Origin of the sequence: Kitasatospora sp. NPDC001540 (assembly GCF_042894345.1) — a bacterium.
GTDB lineage: Bacteria > Actinomycetota > Actinomycetes > Streptomycetales > Streptomycetaceae > Kitasatospora > Kitasatospora phosalacinea_C.
Genome location: NZ_JBIAVO010000002.1, coordinates 162470 through 181005, shown reverse-complemented (window position 1 = coordinate 181005; position 18536 = coordinate 162470). Strand labels below are relative to the sequence as shown.

At 74.7% G+C, this 18536-nt stretch carries 18 protein-coding genes; 9 read left to right on the top strand and 9 right to left on the bottom strand.

Features of this window, described 5'->3' with window-relative positions:
• The first annotated feature begins 103 nt into the window (after nt 1-103).
• Nucleotides 104-1396: a PucR family transcriptional regulator gene (locus ACFY00_RS03760; RefSeq protein WP_388026811.1), complete on the top strand. Its 1293-nt coding sequence runs from the start codon at nt 104-106 to the stop codon at nt 1394-1396.
• Nucleotides 1397-1666: 270 nt separating this feature from the next.
• Here the strand turns inward: ACFY00_RS03760 and ACFY00_RS03755 are convergent, their stop codons facing one another.
• Nucleotides 1667-2299 (bottom strand): LysE family translocator, encoded by a 633-nt coding sequence (locus ACFY00_RS03755; protein WP_388026810.1) that lies wholly within the window; start codon nt 2297-2299, stop codon nt 1667-1669.
• A 116-nt stretch (nt 2300-2415) separates the two neighbouring features.
• On the opposite strand from ACFY00_RS03755, the gene ACFY00_RS03750 reads away from it, so the two are divergent.
• Both ACFY00_RS03750 and ACFY00_RS03745 read left to right on the top strand, forming a co-directional pair.
• Nucleotides 2416-2886, top strand: a complete 471-nt coding sequence (locus ACFY00_RS03750; RefSeq protein WP_388026809.1) for an Lrp/AsnC family transcriptional regulator — start codon at nt 2416-2418, stop codon at nt 2884-2886.
• A gap of 182 nt (nt 2887-3068) precedes the next feature.
• Nucleotides 3069-3971 carry a hypothetical protein gene (locus tag ACFY00_RS03745; protein ID WP_388026807.1) on the top strand — a complete coding sequence of 301 codons (903 nt, stop codon included), beginning with the start codon at nt 3069-3071 and terminating at the stop codon, nt 3969-3971.
• Between the two features lie 35 nt (nt 3972-4006).
• On the opposite strand, the gene ACFY00_RS03740 is transcribed toward ACFY00_RS03745, so the two are convergent.
• Nucleotides 4007-4381 (bottom strand): antibiotic biosynthesis monooxygenase family protein, encoded by a 375-nt coding sequence (locus tag ACFY00_RS03740; protein ID WP_388026806.1) that lies wholly within the window; start codon nt 4379-4381, stop codon nt 4007-4009.
• A 178-nt stretch (nt 4382-4559) separates the two neighbouring features.
• On the opposite strand from ACFY00_RS03740, the gene ACFY00_RS03735 reads away from it, so the two are divergent.
• Nucleotides 4560-4817, top strand: a complete 258-nt coding sequence (locus ACFY00_RS03735) for a Prokaryotic metallothionein (protein ID WP_344550789.1) — start codon at nt 4560-4562, stop codon at nt 4815-4817.
• A gap of 23 nt (nt 4818-4840) precedes the next feature.
• Here the strand turns inward: ACFY00_RS03735 and ACFY00_RS03730 are convergent, their stop codons facing one another.
• Nucleotides 4841-6079, bottom strand: a complete 1239-nt coding sequence (locus ACFY00_RS03730) for a cytochrome P450 (protein WP_388026804.1) — start codon at nt 6077-6079, stop codon at nt 4841-4843.
• 65 nt (nt 6080-6144) lie between these two features.
• A complete protein-coding gene (locus tag ACFY00_RS03725) occupies nt 6145-7044 on the bottom strand; it encodes an EI24 domain-containing protein (RefSeq protein ID WP_388026802.1) in 900 nt (299 codons plus the stop codon).
• 125 nt (nt 7045-7169) lie between these two features.
• Here ACFY00_RS03725 and ACFY00_RS03720 point away from each other — a divergent pair, with 125 nt between their 5' ends.
• The gene (locus ACFY00_RS03720; RefSeq protein ID WP_388026800.1) at nt 7170-7631 is read left to right on the top strand and encodes a nucleoside deaminase; all 462 of its coding nucleotides are present in this window, start codon (nt 7170-7172) and stop codon (nt 7629-7631) included.
• Nucleotides 7632-7692: 61 nt separating this feature from the next.
• On the opposite strand, the gene ACFY00_RS03715 is transcribed toward ACFY00_RS03720, so the two are convergent.
• Both ACFY00_RS03715 and ACFY00_RS03710 read right to left on the bottom strand, forming a co-directional pair.
• Complete coding sequence (locus tag ACFY00_RS03715; RefSeq protein WP_388026798.1) at nt 7693-9591, bottom strand: hypothetical protein; 1899 nt, start codon at nt 9589-9591, stop codon at nt 7693-7695.
• Between the two features lie 268 nt (nt 9592-9859).
• Nucleotides 9860-11392 (bottom strand): lipase maturation factor family protein, encoded by a 1533-nt coding sequence (locus ACFY00_RS03710; protein ID WP_388026796.1) that lies wholly within the window; start codon nt 11390-11392, stop codon nt 9860-9862.
• Nucleotides 11393-11656: 264 nt separating this feature from the next.
• On the opposite strand from ACFY00_RS03710, the gene ACFY00_RS03705 reads away from it, so the two are divergent.
• Both ACFY00_RS03705 and ACFY00_RS03700 read left to right on the top strand, forming a co-directional pair.
• Nucleotides 11657-12628 (top strand): EamA family transporter, encoded by a 972-nt coding sequence (locus tag ACFY00_RS03705; protein ID WP_388026794.1) that lies wholly within the window; start codon nt 11657-11659, stop codon nt 12626-12628.
• A 160-nt stretch (nt 12629-12788) separates the two neighbouring features.
• Nucleotides 12789-13877, top strand: coding sequence for a sugar ABC transporter substrate-binding protein (locus ACFY00_RS03700; protein WP_388026793.1), 1089 nt, complete (start codon nt 12789-12791; stop codon nt 13875-13877).
• Here ACFY00_RS03700 and ACFY00_RS03695 read toward each other — a convergent pair.
• Nucleotides 13871-14422: a hypothetical protein gene (locus tag ACFY00_RS03695; RefSeq protein WP_388026792.1), complete on the bottom strand. Its 552-nt coding sequence runs from the start codon at nt 14420-14422 to the stop codon at nt 13871-13873. The two genes, ACFY00_RS03700 and ACFY00_RS03695, sit on opposite strands and share 7 nt — an antisense overlap.
• Before the next feature lie 217 nt (nt 14423-14639).
• Between ACFY00_RS03695 and ACFY00_RS03690 the strand changes: the two genes are divergently transcribed.
• Complete coding sequence (locus ACFY00_RS03690; protein ID WP_388026791.1) at nt 14640-15131, top strand: hypothetical protein; 492 nt, start codon at nt 14640-14642, stop codon at nt 15129-15131.
• Nucleotides 15132-15268: 137 nt separating this feature from the next.
• On the opposite strand, the gene ACFY00_RS03685 is transcribed toward ACFY00_RS03690, so the two are convergent.
• A complete protein-coding gene (locus tag ACFY00_RS03685; protein WP_388026789.1) occupies nt 15269-16180 on the bottom strand; it encodes a DMT family transporter in 912 nt (303 codons plus the stop codon).
• 44 nt (nt 16181-16224) lie between these two features.
• On the opposite strand from ACFY00_RS03685, the gene ACFY00_RS03680 reads away from it, so the two are divergent.
• A complete protein-coding gene (locus ACFY00_RS03680) occupies nt 16225-17640 on the top strand; it encodes a PLP-dependent aminotransferase family protein (RefSeq protein WP_388026788.1) in 1416 nt (471 codons plus the stop codon).
• An 8-nt stretch (nt 17641-17648) separates the two neighbouring features.
• Here ACFY00_RS03680 and ACFY00_RS03675 read toward each other — a convergent pair whose 3' ends face one another.
• Nucleotides 17649-18497, bottom strand: coding sequence for an EamA family transporter (locus ACFY00_RS03675; protein WP_388026786.1), 849 nt, complete (start codon nt 18495-18497; stop codon nt 17649-17651).
• Nucleotides 18498-18536: the final 39 nt, after the last annotated feature.

Below are 18536 nucleotides of genomic sequence, written 5' to 3'. Positions count from 1 at the left end.
ATCGCGGGAGTTACCTACGGGTAGGTAACCTCCGGGGAACCATCATGAACGCGCCGACCGGCCCCGTCGCCGGGCCGCCGCCCAGAGAATCGCGAGGTGGATTGTGACCGCACCCAACGCCGGACCCGCACCCGCCCCCGTCGAACTCCCCCGCGAACTCCCCGCCGACGGACTCCCCGCCGACGGGCCCAGGTTCGGCGGCCGACCGGTCCACCGGCGACTGCTCGCGCTGGCCCCCGCCCTCGCCACCGAGGTGATGGTCCGGCTGCTGGACCGGCTCCCCGACTACCACGCGCTGCCGCCCGAACAGTTGCGCGGCGAGATCACCCGCCAGGTCGAGCGCGGCATCCGGGCGTTCGTCGAGGTGGTGCGCACCGGCGAACTGCCCGGCGAACCCGAGCTCGCCCGGATCCGCGAGTCCGCGGCCCGCCGCGCCGACGAGGGCGTCCCGCTGGAGTCGGTGGTCGGCGCCTACCACCTGGGCGCCCAACTGTGCGCCGCCCGCCTGCTCGCCGAGGCCGCCCCCACCGACCTGCCCGACGTCGCCACCGCCCAGGACCGCCTGCTCGGCTACCTGCGCGTGGTCAGCTGCGCCGTCGCCGCCGGGTACGTGCAGGAGAGGCAGGCCGCGCTCGGCGACGAACAGGTCTCCCGGCAGGCCCTGCTCTCCCGCCTGCTGGAGGGCGGCGACCCGCGGGCCGCCGCCGACCGGGCGGGCATCCGGCTGCCCGCCCGCTACCTGGTGCTCTCGCTGGCGATCGGCCCGCACCCCGACGAGTCCCGCCCCGGCGTCAACCGCTCGGTCGCCGCCCGTCGCAAACTCCGGCGCCTGCGCGCCGAGTTGGAGCGCCGCACGGACGGCGTGCCGCTGGCCGCGCTGGCCGCCGACGGCGGCCCCGTCCTGCTCCCCGCCGCCTCCCCCGACCCGACCCCCGACCGCGCCGCCCTGGCCGCCCTGCTCGACCGCCTCGCCCGCGCCTGCGGCGCCGAGCTGACCGCCGGCGCCACCACCGCCACCCCCGAGCAGGTCGCCGACGCCGCCCGCCTCGCCGCCGACGTCCGCCGGGTCGCCGAGGCCACCGGCCGCGGCCCCGGCCCGCACCTGCTCACCGACGTCCTGGTCGAGTACCAGCTCAGTCGCCCCGGCCCGGCCCGCGACGCCCTCGCCGCCCTGCTCACCCCCCTCGCGGGGCGCCCCGAACTCCTCGACACCCTACGGGCGTTCCTCACCTGCGGCCTCGACCGCCGCCGCACCGCCGCCGCCCTCCAGGTGCACCCCAACACCGTCGACTACCGCCTGCGCCGCACCGCCGACCTCACCGGCCTCGACGCCGTCCGCGGCCCCGACCTCCTCACCCTGCGAGCGGCCCTGGCAGCCCACGACACGGCGCCCTGAGCGCGAGCACGCATGCAGAGGGCGCGTATTCAGGGGCTCGGGGAACTGTCGGGCACACGGGCACGCACCATCAGGGGCCCGGGGAACGGCGGGCTCGGGGCTGCTGGCGGTGCACCGCTCGTGCGTGCCGTGGCTTCGGGTTCTGTTCCTACGACCCGAAGCAGCACGGACATTCCGATGGGCTCCGGCCGCCAGCAGCACGGACTCGCCGTTCCCCGAGCCCCTGAATACGCGCCTCCCGGGCCCCTGAGCGCGTACTCCCGTCCACCTTCACGCCGCCGCCGTCACCCCCGCGACCGCCAGCAGCAGGACCGCCGAGACCGCCGACAGGCGTCGCGCCGCGGCCGGGCTCGCCCCGAGCCGCCCGCCGAGGCGGGCCGCGCCCAGGGCGACGGCCGAGTAGACGGCGGCGCAGCACAGGACGTTGACCGCGCCGAGCGCCGCGACCTGTCCGCCGACGGGGAGGCTCCCGTCCGGGGTGACGAACTGCGGGACGAGCGACAGGTAGAGCAGCAGCCCCTTGGGGTTGAGCAGGGCGGTCAGCAGCGACTGCCGCAGCACCGTCCGCCCCGGCTGCGACCCGCCCGCAGCGACCGGTGCGCGGCCGCTCCCGCCGCGGCGGAGGGTGAGCAGCGTGCCGACGGCCAGCAGGGCGAGGTAGCCCGCGCCGGCCAGCCGCAGCGCGGGCAGCAGGGCGGGGACGGCGCGCAGGGCGGCGGCGAGTCCGGCGGCGGAGAGCAGGGTGTGGACGGCGTACCCGGCGCAGACGCCGACGACGGCGGTGAGTGCGGCGCGGCGGCCCTGGCCGAGGCCGCGGGCGACGATGTAGAGCCAGTCGGGGCCGGGCGTGCAGACCAGCAGCACGTCGACGCCGAGGAAGAGCAGCAGGGCGTGCGGGTCCATGGCACCTTCGGGTCCGGGGGGCGGAAATCTCAGCACCTGGACGCTAGCGGTCCACGCTTGGCAGCCGATGTCCCGTTTCCGCTGGTCAAGGAAGGTCTCTGGCAGAATGTTGCGCCATGGACCGCCTTGACCGCAGAATCCTCCACGAGCTCCAGCAGGACGGCCGGATCAGCAACGCCGAGCTGGCCGAGCGGGTGGGCCTGACCCCGTCCCCGTGCCTGCGCCGGGTGCGCCACCTGGAGGAGCGCGGCGTGGTCCGCGGCTACCGGGCGCTGCTCGATCCGGCGGCCGTCGGTCGCGGCTTCCAGCCGTTCGTGACGGTGGTGATGCGGCACGAGGACCGGGCCACCGTCAGCGAGTTCGAGCGCCGGGTGGCGGAGCTGCCGGAGGTGGTGGAGGCGCACCGCCTGTTCGGCGACCCGGACTACCTGCTGCGGGTCGCGGTGGCCGACCTGGCCGCGTACGAGCGCTTCGTCACGGACGTGCTCTCCGGGCTGCCGGGCATCGCGCAGGTGCACTCGCACCTGACGATGAAGCAGGTGAAGGCCGACGCGGGCATCCCGGTGGAGCCTGCGGCCCGCGGCTGACGGCCCGCGGCTGACGGCGCGCGGCTGACGGATGGCGGCGCGCGACCGGCGCTCCCGGGCCCCGCCGGGCTCCGATCCACCGCCTCCCGTCGGATTGACGGATCGGGTTCCGGTGATCTCCGCCCCGACCGGCGGCCCGGCCGAGTACGGTCGCAACTCCGCAGCTACATCCGGAGGTTGCCGTGTACCAAGCCCCCGTTCCGAAGCCCTCGGACACGGCGGACGCCGTGCTGACCGGTCTGACCGGCGCCGAGACCGCCTACCTGCGGCAGCCCCCCGGGCAGACGCCCGACGACGCCCAGGCGCTGGCCGAGCTGCAGGCGCTGGCCGGTGTCCTGTCGCGGTCGCTGACCCAGTTGGAGTACGAGCGTCCGCTGACCGAGCTGTCGCCGTCGACGCTGGCCGCCCACGTGAGGGCGGTGCGCCGGAAGGTGCTCGAACTGACCACCGGCCCGGGGCAGTTGGCCGGCCGGGAGGCCCGGAAGAGGCTCTTCGCCTGGTCACAGGGCGAGGGGGAGGAGGCGTTCGCGGCCGTCGCCGCGCTGCGCAAGGTGCTGGTCGCCCGCCTCAAGGAGAATGACGCGGCCCGGCTCGCCGCCCAGCAGCCCGCGCAGCGGCCGGCCCCGGCCCCGCCCGTGCAGCGCGGCAACGCGGAGATCCTGGCCGAGGAGCTGGCCAAGGCCCTGCGCGAGAACGCCCCGCAGGGCACCGAGGCGGCGGTCCGGGCGATCCTGGTCGCCGGCGGCCGGGTCTACCGGGGCCGCAACGACGGCAGCGGCCTGCTGAACCTGACGTACGCGGTGGTCAGTCACCGCACCGACCGGCTGGAGAACTGGACGGTGGGCAACTGCGCCGAGGTGCACGCGCTGGACTGGTTCATCCACGAGCAGGGGTTCACCACCGAGGCCCAGGTGGTGGCCGCCTTCCTCAACCAGCCCGTCGCGTTCCCCGACAGTTGGATCGTCGCGATGGACGCCCGCGGCCGCGACGCCCGGTCCTGGTTCAAGCGCACGCCCTGCGAGAACTGCCAGCAGTGGCTGAAGGCCCTCGGCATCAAGGCCGACACCAAGGGCGCCACCAGCTGACCCCGCCGACCGGCCCGACCGGCCCGCCGCTCCGGTCAGCCCGCCGCCGCGGGCTGACCGTCGGACTGCCCGGCAGAGTGCCCGGCGGGCCGGTCGGCGGCGGTGTCCAGGCGGCTCAACGAGTGGAAGTGGACGACCGTCGGCGGGTGCTCCAGTTCGTGCAGCTCGCCCTCGGACCAGACCGGCCGGATCCGCCACATCGGCCCGGCGTACGCCCGCAGGGCCTCCTCGTCGCGCCAGCGGGTGATCATCTGCACCCGGTGGTCGCCGTCGGTGCAGGCCCGGAGCAGTTCGCCGCCGAGGAAGCCGTCCCACCGGCCGAGGCTCGGCAGCACGGTCGAGGCGAGCCTGGCGCAGAAGTCCTCGGCCCGGCGCGGGGCGACCTGCGCCTCCCAGATTCGGATGATCATCTCGGCCTCCTCGGCTGAACCCCGGACCCTGCTGACCATTATCGAACGGCACAACGTTTTTTCATCCGTGTCCGTCCCGTTCTGTCCGCCGGCTCTCCGTTCGGACCGCCGCCGATTGCCGCCCGCCCGTCCCGCCCCGAGACTCGGCGGTGGACCCGTACGGCGAGAGGAGCCCGACATGGCGGTCTGCGTGGTGTGCCAGAACGACTACTGGCTGTCCTTCGAGATCAAGACGATCACCGGCGACACCTACGTCTTCGACAGTTTCGAGTGCGCGATGGAGAAGCTCGCCCCGCGCTGCGAGCAGTGCACCGTCCGCATCGTCGGCCACGGCGTCGAGGTCGCCGGGCGCTTCTTCTGCGGCGCCCACTGCGCCCGCGCCAACAGCGTGATGGGCGCGGACATCCACGACACGGTGGGCAGCCACCCGTCCTGACCCCGGCGCGCGTCCGCTCGCCGTCAGAACGTGAACGGCAGCGAGCGGACGCGGTGGTCGAAGGAGGACGGGACGGTCTCGGGCGCGGCGGTGGAGCGGATCTCCGGGAGGCGGGTGAACAGCTCGCGCAGCATGACGCGCATCTCCTGGCGGGCCAGGTGGGCGCCCAGGCAGAAGTGCGGGCCGCCGCCGCCGAAGCCGAGGTGGGGGTTGGGCGAGCGGGTGATGTCGAAGGCGTCGGGGTCGCGGAAGACCGCGTCGTCGCGGTTGGCGGAGCCGTAGAACAGCACCACCTTGTCGCCCGCGGCGAGCCGGATCCCGGACAGCCGGTGGTCGACGGCGACGGTGCGGCGGAACTGGACGATCGGCGTGGAGTACCGGACGATCTCCTCCACCGCGCCGCCCAGGTGGGCGTCGAGGTCGCCCAGCAGCAGGGCCCGCTGCTCGGGGTGGACGGTCAGCAGGTGCAGCCCGTGGGCGAGCGCGTTGCGGGTGGTCTCCACGCCCGCGACCAGCAGCAGCGAGAAGAACGCGCCGAGTTCGCGGGAGTTCAGGCGGCGGCCGTCCACGTCGGCGGTGACCAGGGCGGAGATCAGGTCGCCGGTCGGGCGGCGGCGGCGCTCGCGGCCCAGCGCGGCCACCGTCAGCTGCATCGCGGCCAGCGCCCGCAGGCTCCGCCCGGGCACCCGCAGCACGCCGCGGGCCACTCCGGAGGGGGCGGCGGCGAGGTTCGTCCGGGCCAGGATCCGGCGGCGCCGCTCCGGCGGGATGCCCATCATCGTGCAGATCACCCGGAACGGGAGCTCGGCCGCGACGGCGGGGACGAAGTCGGCGGGGCGCTCCCGCTCCAGCCGGTCGACCAGTTCGACGGCGGTCTCCCGGACGTCCCGCTCGACCTCGGCCAGCAGCCGCGGCGTGAACGCCCGGCCGACCACCCGGCGCAGGTCGGCGTGCCGGGGGTCGTCCAGGTTGACCATCGAGTCGCCGAACACCGCCCGCACCCACCGGGCCGGCTCCGGCGTGGTCACCCCCGGCCCGGACAGGTACACCTCGGGCGCCCGGCTCGCCGCCGTCACGTCCGCGTGCCGGACCAGCGCCCAGCACCGCCGCCCCGTCGCCCGGTCGGTGAACCCCACCGGCCCGGACCGCTCGCGCAGCCGGGCGAACGCCGCGACGCGCGCCTCCTCCGGCAGCCGCCAGAACGCGGGGTCGCCGAGATCGATACCGCGCGGGGCGGCGTCCACGGATGCGGGTACGGCCATGGGGACGTTATCGCGCAGCCGGTGACACCACGTCAAATCGCCGTAGCGGTCGGTAATGGGTTCGATCATCCGACCTGCGGGTCGACGGCGTACGGGTTCGGGCCGGGCGGCTTGCCGTACGGGCCCTGCCGGTACGGGTTCCCGCCCTGGTACGGGTCCTGGTACGGGTAGGGGCCCTGCTGGTCGCCCTCGCCCCCGTCGCCGTCCTCGCCCTCGCCGTCCTCCACCTCGTACGGGGAGACCTCCCGCGCCAGCAGCGTCGCACCGGCCACCGCGCCGGGCATCGCCAGCACCGTCACGCCCGGGACGAGGAACAGCAGCGTCAGGCCGGTCCCGAAACCGAGCGTCATCGGCAGCCGGGAGCGCAGCAGCCGCAGCCGCTCCTTCTGCGACAGGCCGCGCTTCTGCAGCGGCGTGCCGGTCAGCTCGACGGTCAGGTAGAACCCGGACACGCACACCGCCAGCACCGGGACCACGGTCTGCCCCACCACCGGGATGAACCCGCACAGGAACAGCACGATCCCGAACGCCGCGGCCCGCAGCAGCACCGCGAGGCTGTCCCGCGCCGCCACCCACAGCTCCCGCCAGAGCGGCACGTCCGGCTCCGGCGGGCCGCCGCCCTCGGTGTCCTCGACCTTCGCCGACAGCGACTCGTAGAACGGCTCGCCGATCAGCAGCGTCACCATCGTGAACGTCAGCATCGCCAGCAGCCCGCCCGCGCCGACCGCCACCACCGCGACGACCGTCCGCACCGCGTCCCGCCACAGTTCGCTCCACCCGTCCGCGAACGGCGTGGCCCACTCGGCCAGGTCCCCCGCGTACACGACCAGCACCACCAGCGCGGCCACGTACCCGACCAGGGCGATCAGCGCCGGGATCATCCCGAAGCCCCACCACCGCCCGTGCCGCGCCACCCACCGCTGCCCGTTGAACAGGAACCGCAGTCCCGCCCCGAAATCTCGCATCCCCGCACCTTAAAGGAACCGTCAAACCCACCGGGCACCGGCCCGCTCGCCACCGGGAGGCCGACGGCGTGGCGGGGTGCGACGCGGCGGGCGGGTGGGAAGAGTGAACGGCGAGGAGGTGGCCGATGGACGGTCAGGTGACGGCGGAACGGGCCTGGGCGTGGCTGGACGTCGCGGTGGCGGAGGCCGAGGCCGGACTCGCCGAGGGCGGCATCCCGATCGGAGCGGCCCTGTTCCACCGGGACGGGCGCCTGCTCGGCCGCGGACACAACCGGCGGGTCCAGGACGGCGACCCGTCCCTGCACGCCGAAACCTCGGCCTTCCGCGCCGCCGGACGCCTGCGCGGCTACCGCGACACGGTGATGGTCACCACCCTCTCGCCCTGCTGGTACTGCTCCGGCCTGGTCCGCCAGTTCGGCATCGGCCACGTCGTCATCGGCGAATCCACCACCTTCACCGGCGGCCACGACTGGCTCGCCGCCCACGGCACCGGCATCACCCTGCTCGACGACCCGCGCTGCGTACGCCTGATGACCGACTTCGTCACCGCCCGCCCCGACCTCTGGCACGAGGACATCGGCGAATGACCCCGCCCGCCGCTGCGCACGGAGCGCAACGGCGGGCGGGAGCGCACTACTTGACGAGACGTCAGCCCCGGACGGAGGCCACCGCGGCGCCCAGCGCCTCCTTGATCCGCGGCCCGAGCCGGGCGAACCCGAGCTCCTTCATCGCCGCCCGCAGCAACTCGTCGTCACTGCGCTTCTCCCCGTCCGAGTCCAACCAGCCCACCAGCGCGACCAGTTCCTCCGCGGAGTACGCGGCGATCGGCTTCCCCGGCACCACCTCGGGCTTCGCCCACCCCGCCACCACCGTGACAGCAGCAGGCTCCTCGGCCACGACGGCCTCCGGCTCCGACTCCAGCTCGGCAGCGACCTCGGCAACAACGGCCTCCGCCTCAGCCACAACGGCCTCCGGCTCGACCTCAACCACCGACTCCTCGACAGCCACCGGGGCCTCAGCCTCGACCTCGGCAACAACCTCCGCCTCAGGCTCGGCGACCGCTGCCTCAGCAGCCACGACGGCCTCCGGCTCCGACTCCGGCTCGGCAGCAACCTCGGCAACAACGGCCTCCGCCTCGGCCACAACGGCCTCCGGCTCGACCTCAACCACCGAAACCACCGACTCCTCGACAGCCACCGGGGCTTCCTCGGCAACCGCCTCCACCTCGACCTCGGCAACCGGCGCCTCAACAGCCACAACGGCCTCCGGCTCCGACTCCGGCTCGGCAGCAACCTCGAGCTCCGGCTCGACCGCCACCACCTCGGCAACGACCTCCACCTCAGGCTCGGTCTCGGCAACCGGCGCCTCAGCCTCAACGGCCTCCGGCTCCTCAGCAGCAGCCTCGGCCTCAACCACGACCTCGTCGACCACCGCAGCCTCAGCCTCGACCTCGGCAACCGTCTCCTCGACGACCGCCTCAACCTCCGGCTCGGTCTCAGCAGCCTCGACCGCAACCACGACCTCGGTCTCCGCGACCTCCTCCACCGTCTCCTCGACCGCAACCTCGGCCTCGGCCTCGGCCGCAGCCTCGACCGCCACCGCAGCCTCGCCCTGTCGCGGCCCCGCCGCCAGCGCGGCCTTCGCGGCGACGTGCCGGTCGTACGCGGCCAGCGCAGCGTCCTTGTCGGCCTGCCGCTCGTTCAGCTCCCCCAGCAGCTCGGTGAGCCCCTGCTCGGCGAGTTCCAGTCGCAGCTGGCGCAGCGCGGAGAGCCGGTAGAGGGTGCCTTCGTCGGCGGCGAGGCGGTCGACGAGGTCGGCGAGTTCGGTGAGCGGGAGGGCGTCGAGGGCGCGCTCGGGGAGGAGGCGGGCGAGGGAGCGGACCGCGTCGGCGAGGGATTCGACGACGTTGGCGGTCTCGGTGAGGAGGGCTCCGTCGACGGGGACGGAGGGGCGGGAGGTGCCGTTGGAGAGGGCGGTCCAGTCGCGGTGGGCCGCCGCGGCGGCGACCAGGGCGGCGTGCAGCTCCGCGCGGCCCGGGCGGGTGCCGGCCGCGGCGAGGGCGCGGGCCTGGCCGCGGAGCTGGCGGCGGCGGTTCCAGCCGAGCTTGGCGCCGTTCTCCTTGCGGTAGGCGGCGCTGCCGGTGGCGGCGGCGAGTTCGGCGAGGTCCTGCTCGTAGGCCTCGGTGCGCAGCGTCGCGGAGGTGGCGTGGACGCGCTGGAGGAGGTCGAGCAGGGTGGTGAGGCCGCCGAGGGTGTCGGGGATGTCGAGGCCGGCCTTGGTGGCGATGGCGTTGGCGGCCCGGCTCACGGCGCGGGTGTCGCGGCTGCGGAGTTCGGCGAGGACGGTGGAGGCGGCGCGGGCGTCCTCGGGGCCGGTGAGGGTCTCGGCGGCCTCCAGCCAGGGGTTGGCGTCCGCGGTGAGGGCGAAGCCGCCCTGCTCGGCGAAGCGGCCGAGTTCCTCACGGGTGCTCTGGCGGGTCTCGCCGTCCGTCGCGGACGCGGTCTCGGACGCGGCGTCGTCGGCGTCGTTCAGGGTGCGCACTGTCATGTGAAGTCCGGTTCGTGGCGTTTGGCGGGCAGTGGGACTTGCGGGGCGGGTGGGGTGGTTGCGGCGGCGGTGGCGTCGCGGGAGGCCAGAATACGGGTGCGCGTTCGAGCCGTGCACGCGCCGGACCTCCGTGGGTTCCGCCGGGCCGCGGTGGCCCGTGGCGGACCGCTGCCGGGGGGCGCGGGGCCCGCCCGCACGGTCCGTACGGTAAGGAGCGGCACCGACAGTACGCCCCGGCCGGGTGGGGGCCGGGAGTTGGGTGGGGTCATCATGCTCCTCCCCGCCCTCTCCGCCCCTCGCCGCGCTCCCTACCGCGTCCCCCGCCGCGCTCCCCGCCCCGCCCTTCGCCGCGCTCCCCGCCCCGCGGCACGTACGCGCGCAGCTCGTCGAGCCCGACCGGCCGCTGGTAGCTGCGGACGCGGCGGCGGTGCCACCAGGCCCCGGTGGTGCGGAGTTCGCGGGCGTCGGTGAAGCGGTAGTGGTGGAGTTCGGCGCGGACGAGGGCGGGCGGGGCGTCGGGGAAGGGGTTGCGGCGCAGCAGGCGCAGGGTGTCGGGGTCATTGGTGAGCAGGCGGGCGAGCAGCGGGAGGAACCAGGGGCGGGCGTAGGAGGGGGAGATCGCGGCGAACCACATCAGCCAGTCGAGGCGCAGGTGGTAGGGCGCGAACTGCCGTGGCAGGCGCCGCGGTTCGCCGGGCTTGCCGTGGAACTCGTACTCCTGCCAGCCGTCCGCGCCGCGCGCGTCGCGGGTGCCCGCGATGACGACCTCGTACCGGTCGCGGTTGACGGAGCCGAACGCGCCGTAGCTGTTGACCAGGTGGAGGCGGTCCCAGGAGCGGTTCATCTGCTGGCGCGGGGAGAGCAGGTTGCGCAGGGGCCGCCAGGACAGGACGAGCACCAGCAGCACGTAGGCGGCCACCATCCCCTGGTACCAGGCGGGTTGGGGTCCGTACGCGGGGTCGGGACCCAGTGGCAGGGCGTGGCGCAGGGTGCCGGTGTCGAGGACGGACAGGGCGAGGGCGACGGTGAGCCAGTTGAGCCAGGCGAAGTTGCCGGAGGCGATCAGCCACAGCTGGGTGACGATCATCAGCAGGGCGGCGGCGGAGGCGATCGGCTGGGGGAGGAACAGGCCGAAGGGGACGGCGAGTTGGACGACGTGGTTGGCGGCGGCCTCGACCTTGTGCAGGGGGCGGGGCAGGTGGTGGAAGAACCAGCTGAGCGGTCCGGGCATGGGCTGGGTCTCGTGGTGGTGGTAGAGGCAGGTGAACTCGCGCCAGCACGCGTCGCCGCGCCACTTGATCAGTCCGGCGCCGAACTCGACCCGGAACAGCAGCCAGCGCAGCAGCCACAGCAGGGGCAGCGGCGGGGCGACGCGGTCGTTGCCAAGGAGGACGGCCAGCGCCCCCGCCTCCAGCAGCAGGGACTCCCACCCGAAGGCGTACCAGGTCTGCCCGGTGTTGACGATCGACAGGTAGAGCACCCAGAGCAGCGCCCACAGGGCCATCGCCGCGCCCAGCGGCAGCGGGTTCGCGGCTCCGGCGAGCAGGGCGAGGGAGAGCAGCAGGCCGGTCCGGGCGAGGGCGGCGTAGAGGCGGTCGCCGTAGTGCCAGTGGAACAGGCTGGGGGCGCGGCGGAACGGGACGCGGGCCAGGAAGCGCGGGATCGGGAGCATGCCGCGGCTGCCGAGCAGGGCGCGGAACTGCCGGGCGGCGGCGAGGAATCCACAGGCGTAGACGAGGGCGAGCAGGCGCAGGAACAGCTCGCGGGCGAGCCGGTACTCGGGGGCGGCGAACCACGCCATGCGGCCGCTCCTCCGGTCGGCTGCTCGGGCCGTCCCCATCCCTACCACTCGGCGCGCCCGGGGCGGGGCGGCTGGGGGCGCGGTGGTGCGCCGGTTCATCCGGTCGGCCCTGTCCGGCGTGCGGCGGGCGGCGTTCACCGGTAGGTGCCGCGGTTCACCGGCCGGTGCCGCTCCGGACGCGCGCAACCGGCTGTCGGGGGCCGGACGGAGTGTGGTGTCATTCCGCCGTACGCCACCTGTCAGGACCAAGCAGAGGAGACGCCCGTGTCCACGCCAGCTCCACACTCCCCCGCCGACGCCGCCCCCGACTGTCCGCCCGCGGCGACGGCGCCGCGGGCCGCCGCCGACCGCCCGGCCGGGCTCGGGGCGGCGGTGTGGGCGGCACTGGGCATCGTGTACGTGGTGTGGGGGTCGACCTACCTGGCGATCCGGGTGGTGGTGGAGACGATGCCGCCGCTGCTGTCGGGCGCGCTGCGCTTCGGCGCGGCGACGCTGCTGCTGGGCGCGGGCCTGGCGGTCCGCAAGGGGTGGCGCGCGCTGCGGGTGACGCGGCGCCAGTTCGGCTCCGCCTTCCTGGTGGGCGTGCTGCTGCTGGTCGGTGGCAACGGGATGGTGGTGCTGGCCGAGCGGACGGTGCCGTCGGGGCTGGCGGCGCTGATGGTGGCGAGCGTGCCGCTGTGGGTGGTGCTGCTGCGCCGGGCGTTCGGGGCGCGGACGGGCGGGGCGACGCTGGCGGGCGTGCTGCTGGGCCTGGCGGGCCTGGTGGTGCTGACCGCGCCGGGGCTGACCGGCGAGGTGGGCCTGTCGGGGCTGCTGCTGGTGGTGGGCGCGGCGGTGGTGTGGGCGCTGGGTTCGGTGCTGGCGGGCCGGCTGCCGATGCCGCAGGACCCGTTCGTGGCGAGCGTGTACGAGATGCTGGCGGGTTCGCTGGGCGCGCTGGCGCTGTCGTTCGCCCGCGGCGAGCCGGACGGTTTCGATCCGGGGGCGGTTTCGGCGGCCTCGTGGAGCGGGCTGGTGTACCTGGTGCTGTTCGGCTCCATTGTCGCGTTCACGTCTTACGCCTGGCTGTTGCAGCGCGCACCGCTTCCCCTGGTGGCGACCTACGCGTACGTCAATCCGGTGGTCGCGGTGTTCCTGGGCTGGCTCTTTCTGTCCGAGGCGCTGACCTGGCCGATCCTGGTCGGGGGCGCGATCGTGGTCGGCGGGGTGTTCCTGGTCGCGCGTAACGAACGCTGAACGCTCCGTGAGCGAACCTCCCGTTATGCATTCAAGAAGGTAACGACTTGGTCGAATCACCCTGACCAATGATTTACTTCTTGACGACATACGAGAGGTGGGCTTGACTCCCCTCACCTCGCCGTAGGGACACGGCGCTGTCAGGGAGGCACCACCCACCATGAACTCGATGACGCGTCGACTCGTCATCGGCACGGCCGCCGTGTCGATGGCGCTGTCGCTCGCCGCCTGCGGGAACGACAAGCCCTCGTCGTCCACGGGCAACCAGTCCATCGGACTGCTGTTGCCCGAACGCTCCTCGTCCACCCGCTACGAGGCGTTCGACAAACCACTGATCGAAGCGTCCGTCACCGGGATGTGCACCAAGTGCACCCTGGACTACGCCAACGCCGACGGCGACGAGAAGGTGCAGAAGGAGCAGTTCGACGCGCTCCTCTCCCGCGGGGTCAAGGTGATCCTGCTCGACCCGGTGAACGCCGCCGTCACCGCGCCCTGGGTCGAGGAGGCCACCCGCAAGGGCACCAAGGTCATCGCGTACGACCGGCTGGCCGCCGGGAACGTCGCCGCCTACATCTCCTTCGACAACCAGCGCACCGGCGAACTCCAGGGCCAGGCACTGCTGGAGGCGCTGGGCAAGCGCGCTGCCGACGCCGAGGTCGTCATGATCAACGGTGCCGAGACCGACCCCAACGCCGCCGACTTCAAGACCGGCGCCCACAAGTCGCTGGACGGCAAGGTCAAGCGGATCGCGTACGAGCAGTCCGGCGAGTGGAAGCCGGAGGTCGCCGCCGCGAAGATGGACGAGGCGATCTCCAAGCTCGGCAAGAACGGCTTCCAGGCCGTGTACTCGGCGAACGACGGCATGGCCGGCGCGATCATCGACGAGCTGCACAAGGCCGGCCGCACCGACGTGCCGGTCGGCGGGCAGGACGCCTCGCTCGACGCTGTCCGCCGGGTCCTCACCGGCGAGCAGGCGTACACGATCTACAAGCCGTACCAGCCGGAGGCCGACGCGGCCGCCAACATGGCGGTCTACCTGGTGAAGGGCATCGACATCACCGCGGTCGCCTCCACCATGACCGAGTCGAACGGCCTGCAGATCCCCTCGATGCTGCTCACCCCGATCGTCGTCACCAAGGCCAAGGTCGTCGAGACGGTCATCGACGGCGGCCTCTACAAGGCCGAGGAGATCTGCACCCCGCAGTTCGCCAAGGCCTGCAAGGACGCCGGGGTCCCCGGCAGCTACTGACCGGAGCGGGCGGCGCGGCTCCTTGTGCGGGGGTGCCGCCCCGCCCGCTCCTCCTCCGGCCCCGGACCGGCACCCGTCCCCGCCCGCTCGGCGGTGACCGCCCGCCACACCGGGACGGCCAGCACCACCATCGCGGCGCCGAACAGCAGGAAGGTGCCGGGCGTGCCCAGCAGGCGCTGCAGCAGCAGGCCGACGGCCGCCCCGGCCGGCATCGCGCTCATGATCACCGCGCGGTAGGCGCCGCCGACCGCGCCGCGCACCTCCGGCGGCGTCAACCGCTGGCGGAGCGTCACGGTGAGCACGCCCCACATGCCGCCCAGGCAACTGCCGACGGTCATCGCCGCGAACAGCGGCACCCCGCGCAGGAACACCGGCCCGACGAACACCAGCCCCCGGCCGAGCCGGGTCGCGCACAGCACCGGCGCGCCGCCGAAGCGGCGTTCGGCCCGGTGCGCGGTGAGCGAACCGACCGCGGTGCCGACGCCGACCGAGCCGAGCAGCACCCCGTCCCCGGTGTTGGCCAGCACGGACGCCCCCAGCAGCACGCGCAGCGGCCTCGGGCGGCTCCGCGGCCCCGGGCGGTTCGCGGGCTCCGCCCGACGGTCGGCACAGGACTCACGACCGAAAGCCAGTACCCGAACTTCTCTGCTGGAACACCCCGCTGACGAGTGCGAGGCAGATCACAGGACGGCGACCCGGCACCCGCCGCCGCGCGGACTGTGATGCACTGGGCGCCTTGCCGAACGATGGGGAGCGTGCGACATGGACCTGCGGACCGATTACTTCCGGGCCGCCGACGAGGCCGCCGTGCAGCGGGTGATGCGGCACGGGCAGCGGCCGCCCGCCGAGGCCTTCGAATCGGTGCAGGCCCGCGGGATCGACCCCACCGTCTCGCTCCCCCACCTGGTGGCCGCCCTGCGCGGCGAGGGCTCCCCGGTCAAGGAGGGCCCGGACCGCTCGGTCTGGCCCACCGGCCTGCAGCCCTGGCACCCCGAGGCCCCGGCCACCGCCGTCGACCTCGACGACCCCTGGATGACCGGCCCGTGGGTGGTCGAACTCTCCGACGAGACCCGCGACGCCCTGGCGGGCATCCAGCGCAAGCGGCTGCCCCAGCTCACCAGCCAGTGGAACCGCACCGACGAACTCAAGGGCGTGGAACGGATCGAACTCATGCGCCTGATCCACCAGTTGGGCGTCCTGGCCCGCCGCGCCCAGCAGGACGGCCAGCACCTGTACTGCGCCATCGCCGAATGACCCCCACCCCCTGCGTACGCCTTCTTCCGCGCCCCGGACCGGGCCGCCGTCCTAGCCGCCCTCCCCCTCCCCCTCCCGCTCTTCTCCCCTCCCCTCCGGCCCGCCGCCCAGGCGACCACGCCTCCCCCTCTTCCCGCCTACCGCCGCCGCCCCGCGCGTTGGGTGACCGCGATGCAGGCGACCACGGCGAGGGCGGTCGGGAGGGCGGTGGCGGGGAGCGTCTCGGCGAGCAGCAGGACGGCCCAGCAGAGCGTCAACAGCGGCTGGGCGAGCTGGAGTTGGCTGGCGCGCGGAACGCCGATGGCGGCCATGCCGCGGTACCAGACCACGAAGCCGCCGAACTGGGAGACCGCGGCCAGGTAGGCCAGTCCGGTGACGCCGTGCCAGGTGCCGTGCACGGGTTCGAAGGTGAGGGCGAGCGCGTCCGTGAGCACGTTGACGGGCAGCGCGGCGAGCACGCCCCAGCCGATCACCTGCCAGCCGGGCAGGTCGCGGGCCAGTCGCCCGCCCTCCGCGTAGCCGAAGGCGCAGAGCAGCAGCGCCCCGAACAGGTACAGGTCGGCGGTGGTCAGCCCGGCGCCGCCGCTCTGCTGGACGGTGAAGGCCAGCACGGCGGCCGCCCCGGCGGTCGCGGCGAGCCAGAACGCCCGGGGCGGCCGGGCCCCGGCCCGCAGGGCGCCGACCGTGGCGGTGGCCAGCGGCAGCAGGCCGATCACCACCGCGGAGTGCGCGGTAGAGGAGAGCCGCAGCGCGAGCGTGGACAGCAGCGGGAAGCCGACCGCGCTGCCCACCGCGACGGCCGCCAGCGCGGGCCAGGCGGAGCGGGGCGGGACGCGGGCGCCGGTGGCGAGCAGGCAGGCGCCCGCCAGCAGCGCGGCGAGGACGCCGCGCAGGCCGGTGACCGTCCAGGGGCCGAAGCCCTCCAGGGCCCAGGCGGTGGCGGGGAAGCTGAAGGAGAAGGCGAGCACCCCGAGGGCGGCCTGTGCGGTGCCGCCGAGCGGCCCGACCGCTATCGGGCGGAGTCCAGTAGCGCTATTCTGTGCTGTCATACAGGACGGTAGCAGTTGCCGCCCGCGCGCCGGAAGGGCCGACGATGAGCGTGCAGGAGCTGACGGACGCGCTGCGCACCACCGTGCTGCGCTACTCACCCGGGGAGCGGATCCCCAGTAGCAGGGAGCTGGTGGAGCGCTACCGGGTCAGCCCGGTCTCGGTGTCGCGGGCGATCCGGGAGCTGGTCGCGGAGGGCGTGGTGGTGTCCCGGCCGGGCGCGGGGGTGTTCCGGGCCCGGCCGCGGCCCGCGCCCGCCGCGCAGGGCGACTTCTCCTGGCAGGAGGTGGCGCTCAGCGCGGAGGCGGGCGCGCCGCCCGCCCGGGTGGTGGACGCCTCGGGGGTGCTGGCGGCGCTGGCGATGGCCCCGCCGGAGGTGGCCGACCTGAACAGCGGCTACCCGCACGCCTCGCTGCTGCCGGAGCGGGCGCTGGCGGCCGCGCTGGCCCGGGCGGGCCGCCGTCCGGGCGCGTGGGGGCGGCCGCCGCTGGAGGGGCTGCCGGAGCTGCGCGGCTGGTTCGCCCGCGAGGTGGGCGGCGGGGTGACGGCGGCGGAGGTGCTGGTCACCGCGGGCGGGCAGAGCGCGCTGACCTGCGCGCTGCGTTCGCTGGCACCGCCCGGCGCGCCCGTCCTGGTCGAATCGCCCACCTATCCGGGCCTGTTGGCGATCGCCCGGGCGGCGGGGCTGCGGCCGGTGCCGGTGCCGGTGGACGCGGACGGGGTGATCCCGGAGCGGCTGGCGGAGGCGTTCGCGGTGTCGGGGGCGCGGCTGTTCGTCTGCCAGCCGCTGTTCCAGAACCCGACCGGCGCCGTTCTGCCCGTCGAGCGGCGCCGGGCCGTGCTGGCGGCGGCCAAGCAGGCCGGGGCGTTCGTGGTGGAGGACGACTTCGCCCGGCTGCTCGCGCACGCCGACGCGGGCGAACTGCCGCCGCCGCTGGCCGCGGACGACCCGGACGGCACGGTGGTGCACGTCCGTTCGCTGACCAAGGCGGCCTCGCCGAGCCTGCGGGTGGGCGCGCTGGTGGCCCGCGGTCCGGCGCTGGCCCGGCTGCGCTCCGTCCAGGCGGTGGACTCCTTCTTCGTGCCCCGCCCGCTCCAGGAGGCCGCCCTCGAACTGGTCACCTCCCCCGACTGGCCGCGTCACCTGCGCACGTTGGCGAGGGAGTTGGCCGACCGACGGCAGACCTTCGCCAGCGCCCTGGCCCGGCACGCCCCCGCCCTGCTGCCGCCCGGCCTGCCCCGCGGCGGCTTCCACCTGTGGCTGCCGCTGCCCGCCCAGCTCGACCCGTCCGCCCTCGCCACCGCCGCCCTGCGTCACGGCGTCCTCCTCTCCCCCGGCGCCAACTACTTCACCGCCGAACCCGCCCCCCGCGTCCGGGCCGGCTTCGCCGCCGCCGAGACCCACGCCCAACTCACCACCGCGGCCCGCCACTTGGGCGCCGCCCTGGAGTCCCTGGGCTGAACTCCCGCTCAGTGCGCGAACTCCAGCAGCGCGATGCCCGCCAGGACGGTCGCGCTGGCGGCCAGCCGCAGGCCGCCGAGCCGTTCGCGCAGGACCAGGGCGCCGATCAGCGCGGCGATGACGATCGAGGTCTCGCGCAGCGCGGCGATGGTGGGCAGGTCGCCGACGGTCTGCGCCCAGACCACCAGCCCGTACGCGGTGAGCGACATCAGCCCGCCCGCGACCCCGGTGGCACGGCCCTCGCGCAGGGCGGGCAGCAGGGTGCGGCCGCGGACGGCGGCCACCGCGGCGAGCACGGCCAGGCCCTGCAGGGCGAACATCCAGGCGATGTACCCGGCGGGCGAGTCGGCGGCGCGGACCCCGCCCGCGTCCACCACGGTGTACCCGGCGATCAGGACGCCGTTGCCCGAGGCGGCGGCGATCGCCGGGAGTTGGGCCCGCCCGGGAAGGCCGCCGACCAGTGTCAGGCCGGCCAGGCCGAGCGAGATCACCGCGACGGCGGCGAACTGCCCGGCGGGCAGCGGACGGTGCAGGACGGTGGCGGAGAGCAGGGCGACCACCGTCGGGGAGGTGCCCCGGGCGATCGGGTACATCTGCCCGAAGTCGCCGAGCCCGTAGGCGCGGGCCAGCAGCAACTGGTAGCCGACCTGGAGCACGGTGGAGGCCAGCAGGTACGGCAGGGCGGCCTGGCCGGGCGGCCGGACGAACAGCGCGAGCACCGCGCCGAAGGCCACGAACACCAGGTTCATCTGCGCGAGCCCGGCCAGCCGGTCGCGCACCCCGTGCACCAGCGCGTTCCACACGGCGTGCAGCAGCGCGGCGGCCAGCACCACGACCGGAACGGCGCCCTGGGTCACCGGCTCCCCCTCCCCGTACGGGCGGTCCCCGAAAGATGT

Bases quoted from the DNA above. Each gene is read 5' to 3' on its own strand.
- ACFY00_RS03755 (WP_388026810.1), bottom strand. From the start codon at position 2,299: ATGGACCCGCACGCCCTGCTGCTCTTCCTCGGCGTCGACGTGCTGCTG.
- ACFY00_RS03750 (WP_388026809.1), top strand. From the start codon at position 2,416: ATGGACCGCCTTGACCGCAGAATCCTCCACGAGCTCCAGCAGGACGGC.
- ACFY00_RS03740 (WP_388026806.1), bottom strand. From the start codon at position 4,381: ATGATCATCCGAATCTGGGAGGCGCAGGTCGCCCCGCGCCGGGCCGAG.
- ACFY00_RS03735 (WP_344550789.1), top strand. From the start codon at position 4,560: ATGGCGGTCTGCGTGGTGTGCCAGAACGACTACTGGCTGTCCTTCGAG.
- ACFY00_RS03730 (WP_388026804.1), bottom strand. From the start codon at position 6,079: ATGGCCGTACCCGCATCCGTGGACGCCGCCCCGCGCGGTATCGATCTC.
- ACFY00_RS03725 (WP_388026802.1), bottom strand. From the start codon at position 7,044: ATGCGAGATTTCGGGGCGGGACTGCGGTTCCTGTTCAACGGGCAGCGG.
- ACFY00_RS03720 (WP_388026800.1), top strand. From the start codon at position 7,170: ATGGACGGTCAGGTGACGGCGGAACGGGCCTGGGCGTGGCTGGACGTC.
- ACFY00_RS03715 (WP_388026798.1), bottom strand. From the start codon at position 9,591: ATGACAGTGCGCACCCTGAACGACGCCGACGACGCCGCGTCCGAGACC.
- ACFY00_RS03710 (WP_388026796.1), bottom strand. From the start codon at position 11,392: ATGGCGTGGTTCGCCGCCCCCGAGTACCGGCTCGCCCGCGAGCTGTTC.
- ACFY00_RS03700 (WP_388026793.1), top strand. From the start codon at position 12,789: ATGAACTCGATGACGCGTCGACTCGTCATCGGCACGGCCGCCGTGTCG.
- ACFY00_RS03690 (WP_388026791.1), top strand. From the start codon at position 14,640: ATGGACCTGCGGACCGATTACTTCCGGGCCGCCGACGAGGCCGCCGTG.
- ACFY00_RS03685 (WP_388026789.1), bottom strand. From the start codon at position 16,180: ATGACAGCACAGAATAGCGCTACTGGACTCCGCCCGATAGCGGTCGGG.
- ACFY00_RS03680 (WP_388026788.1), top strand. From the start codon at position 16,225: ATGAGCGTGCAGGAGCTGACGGACGCGCTGCGCACCACCGTGCTGCGC.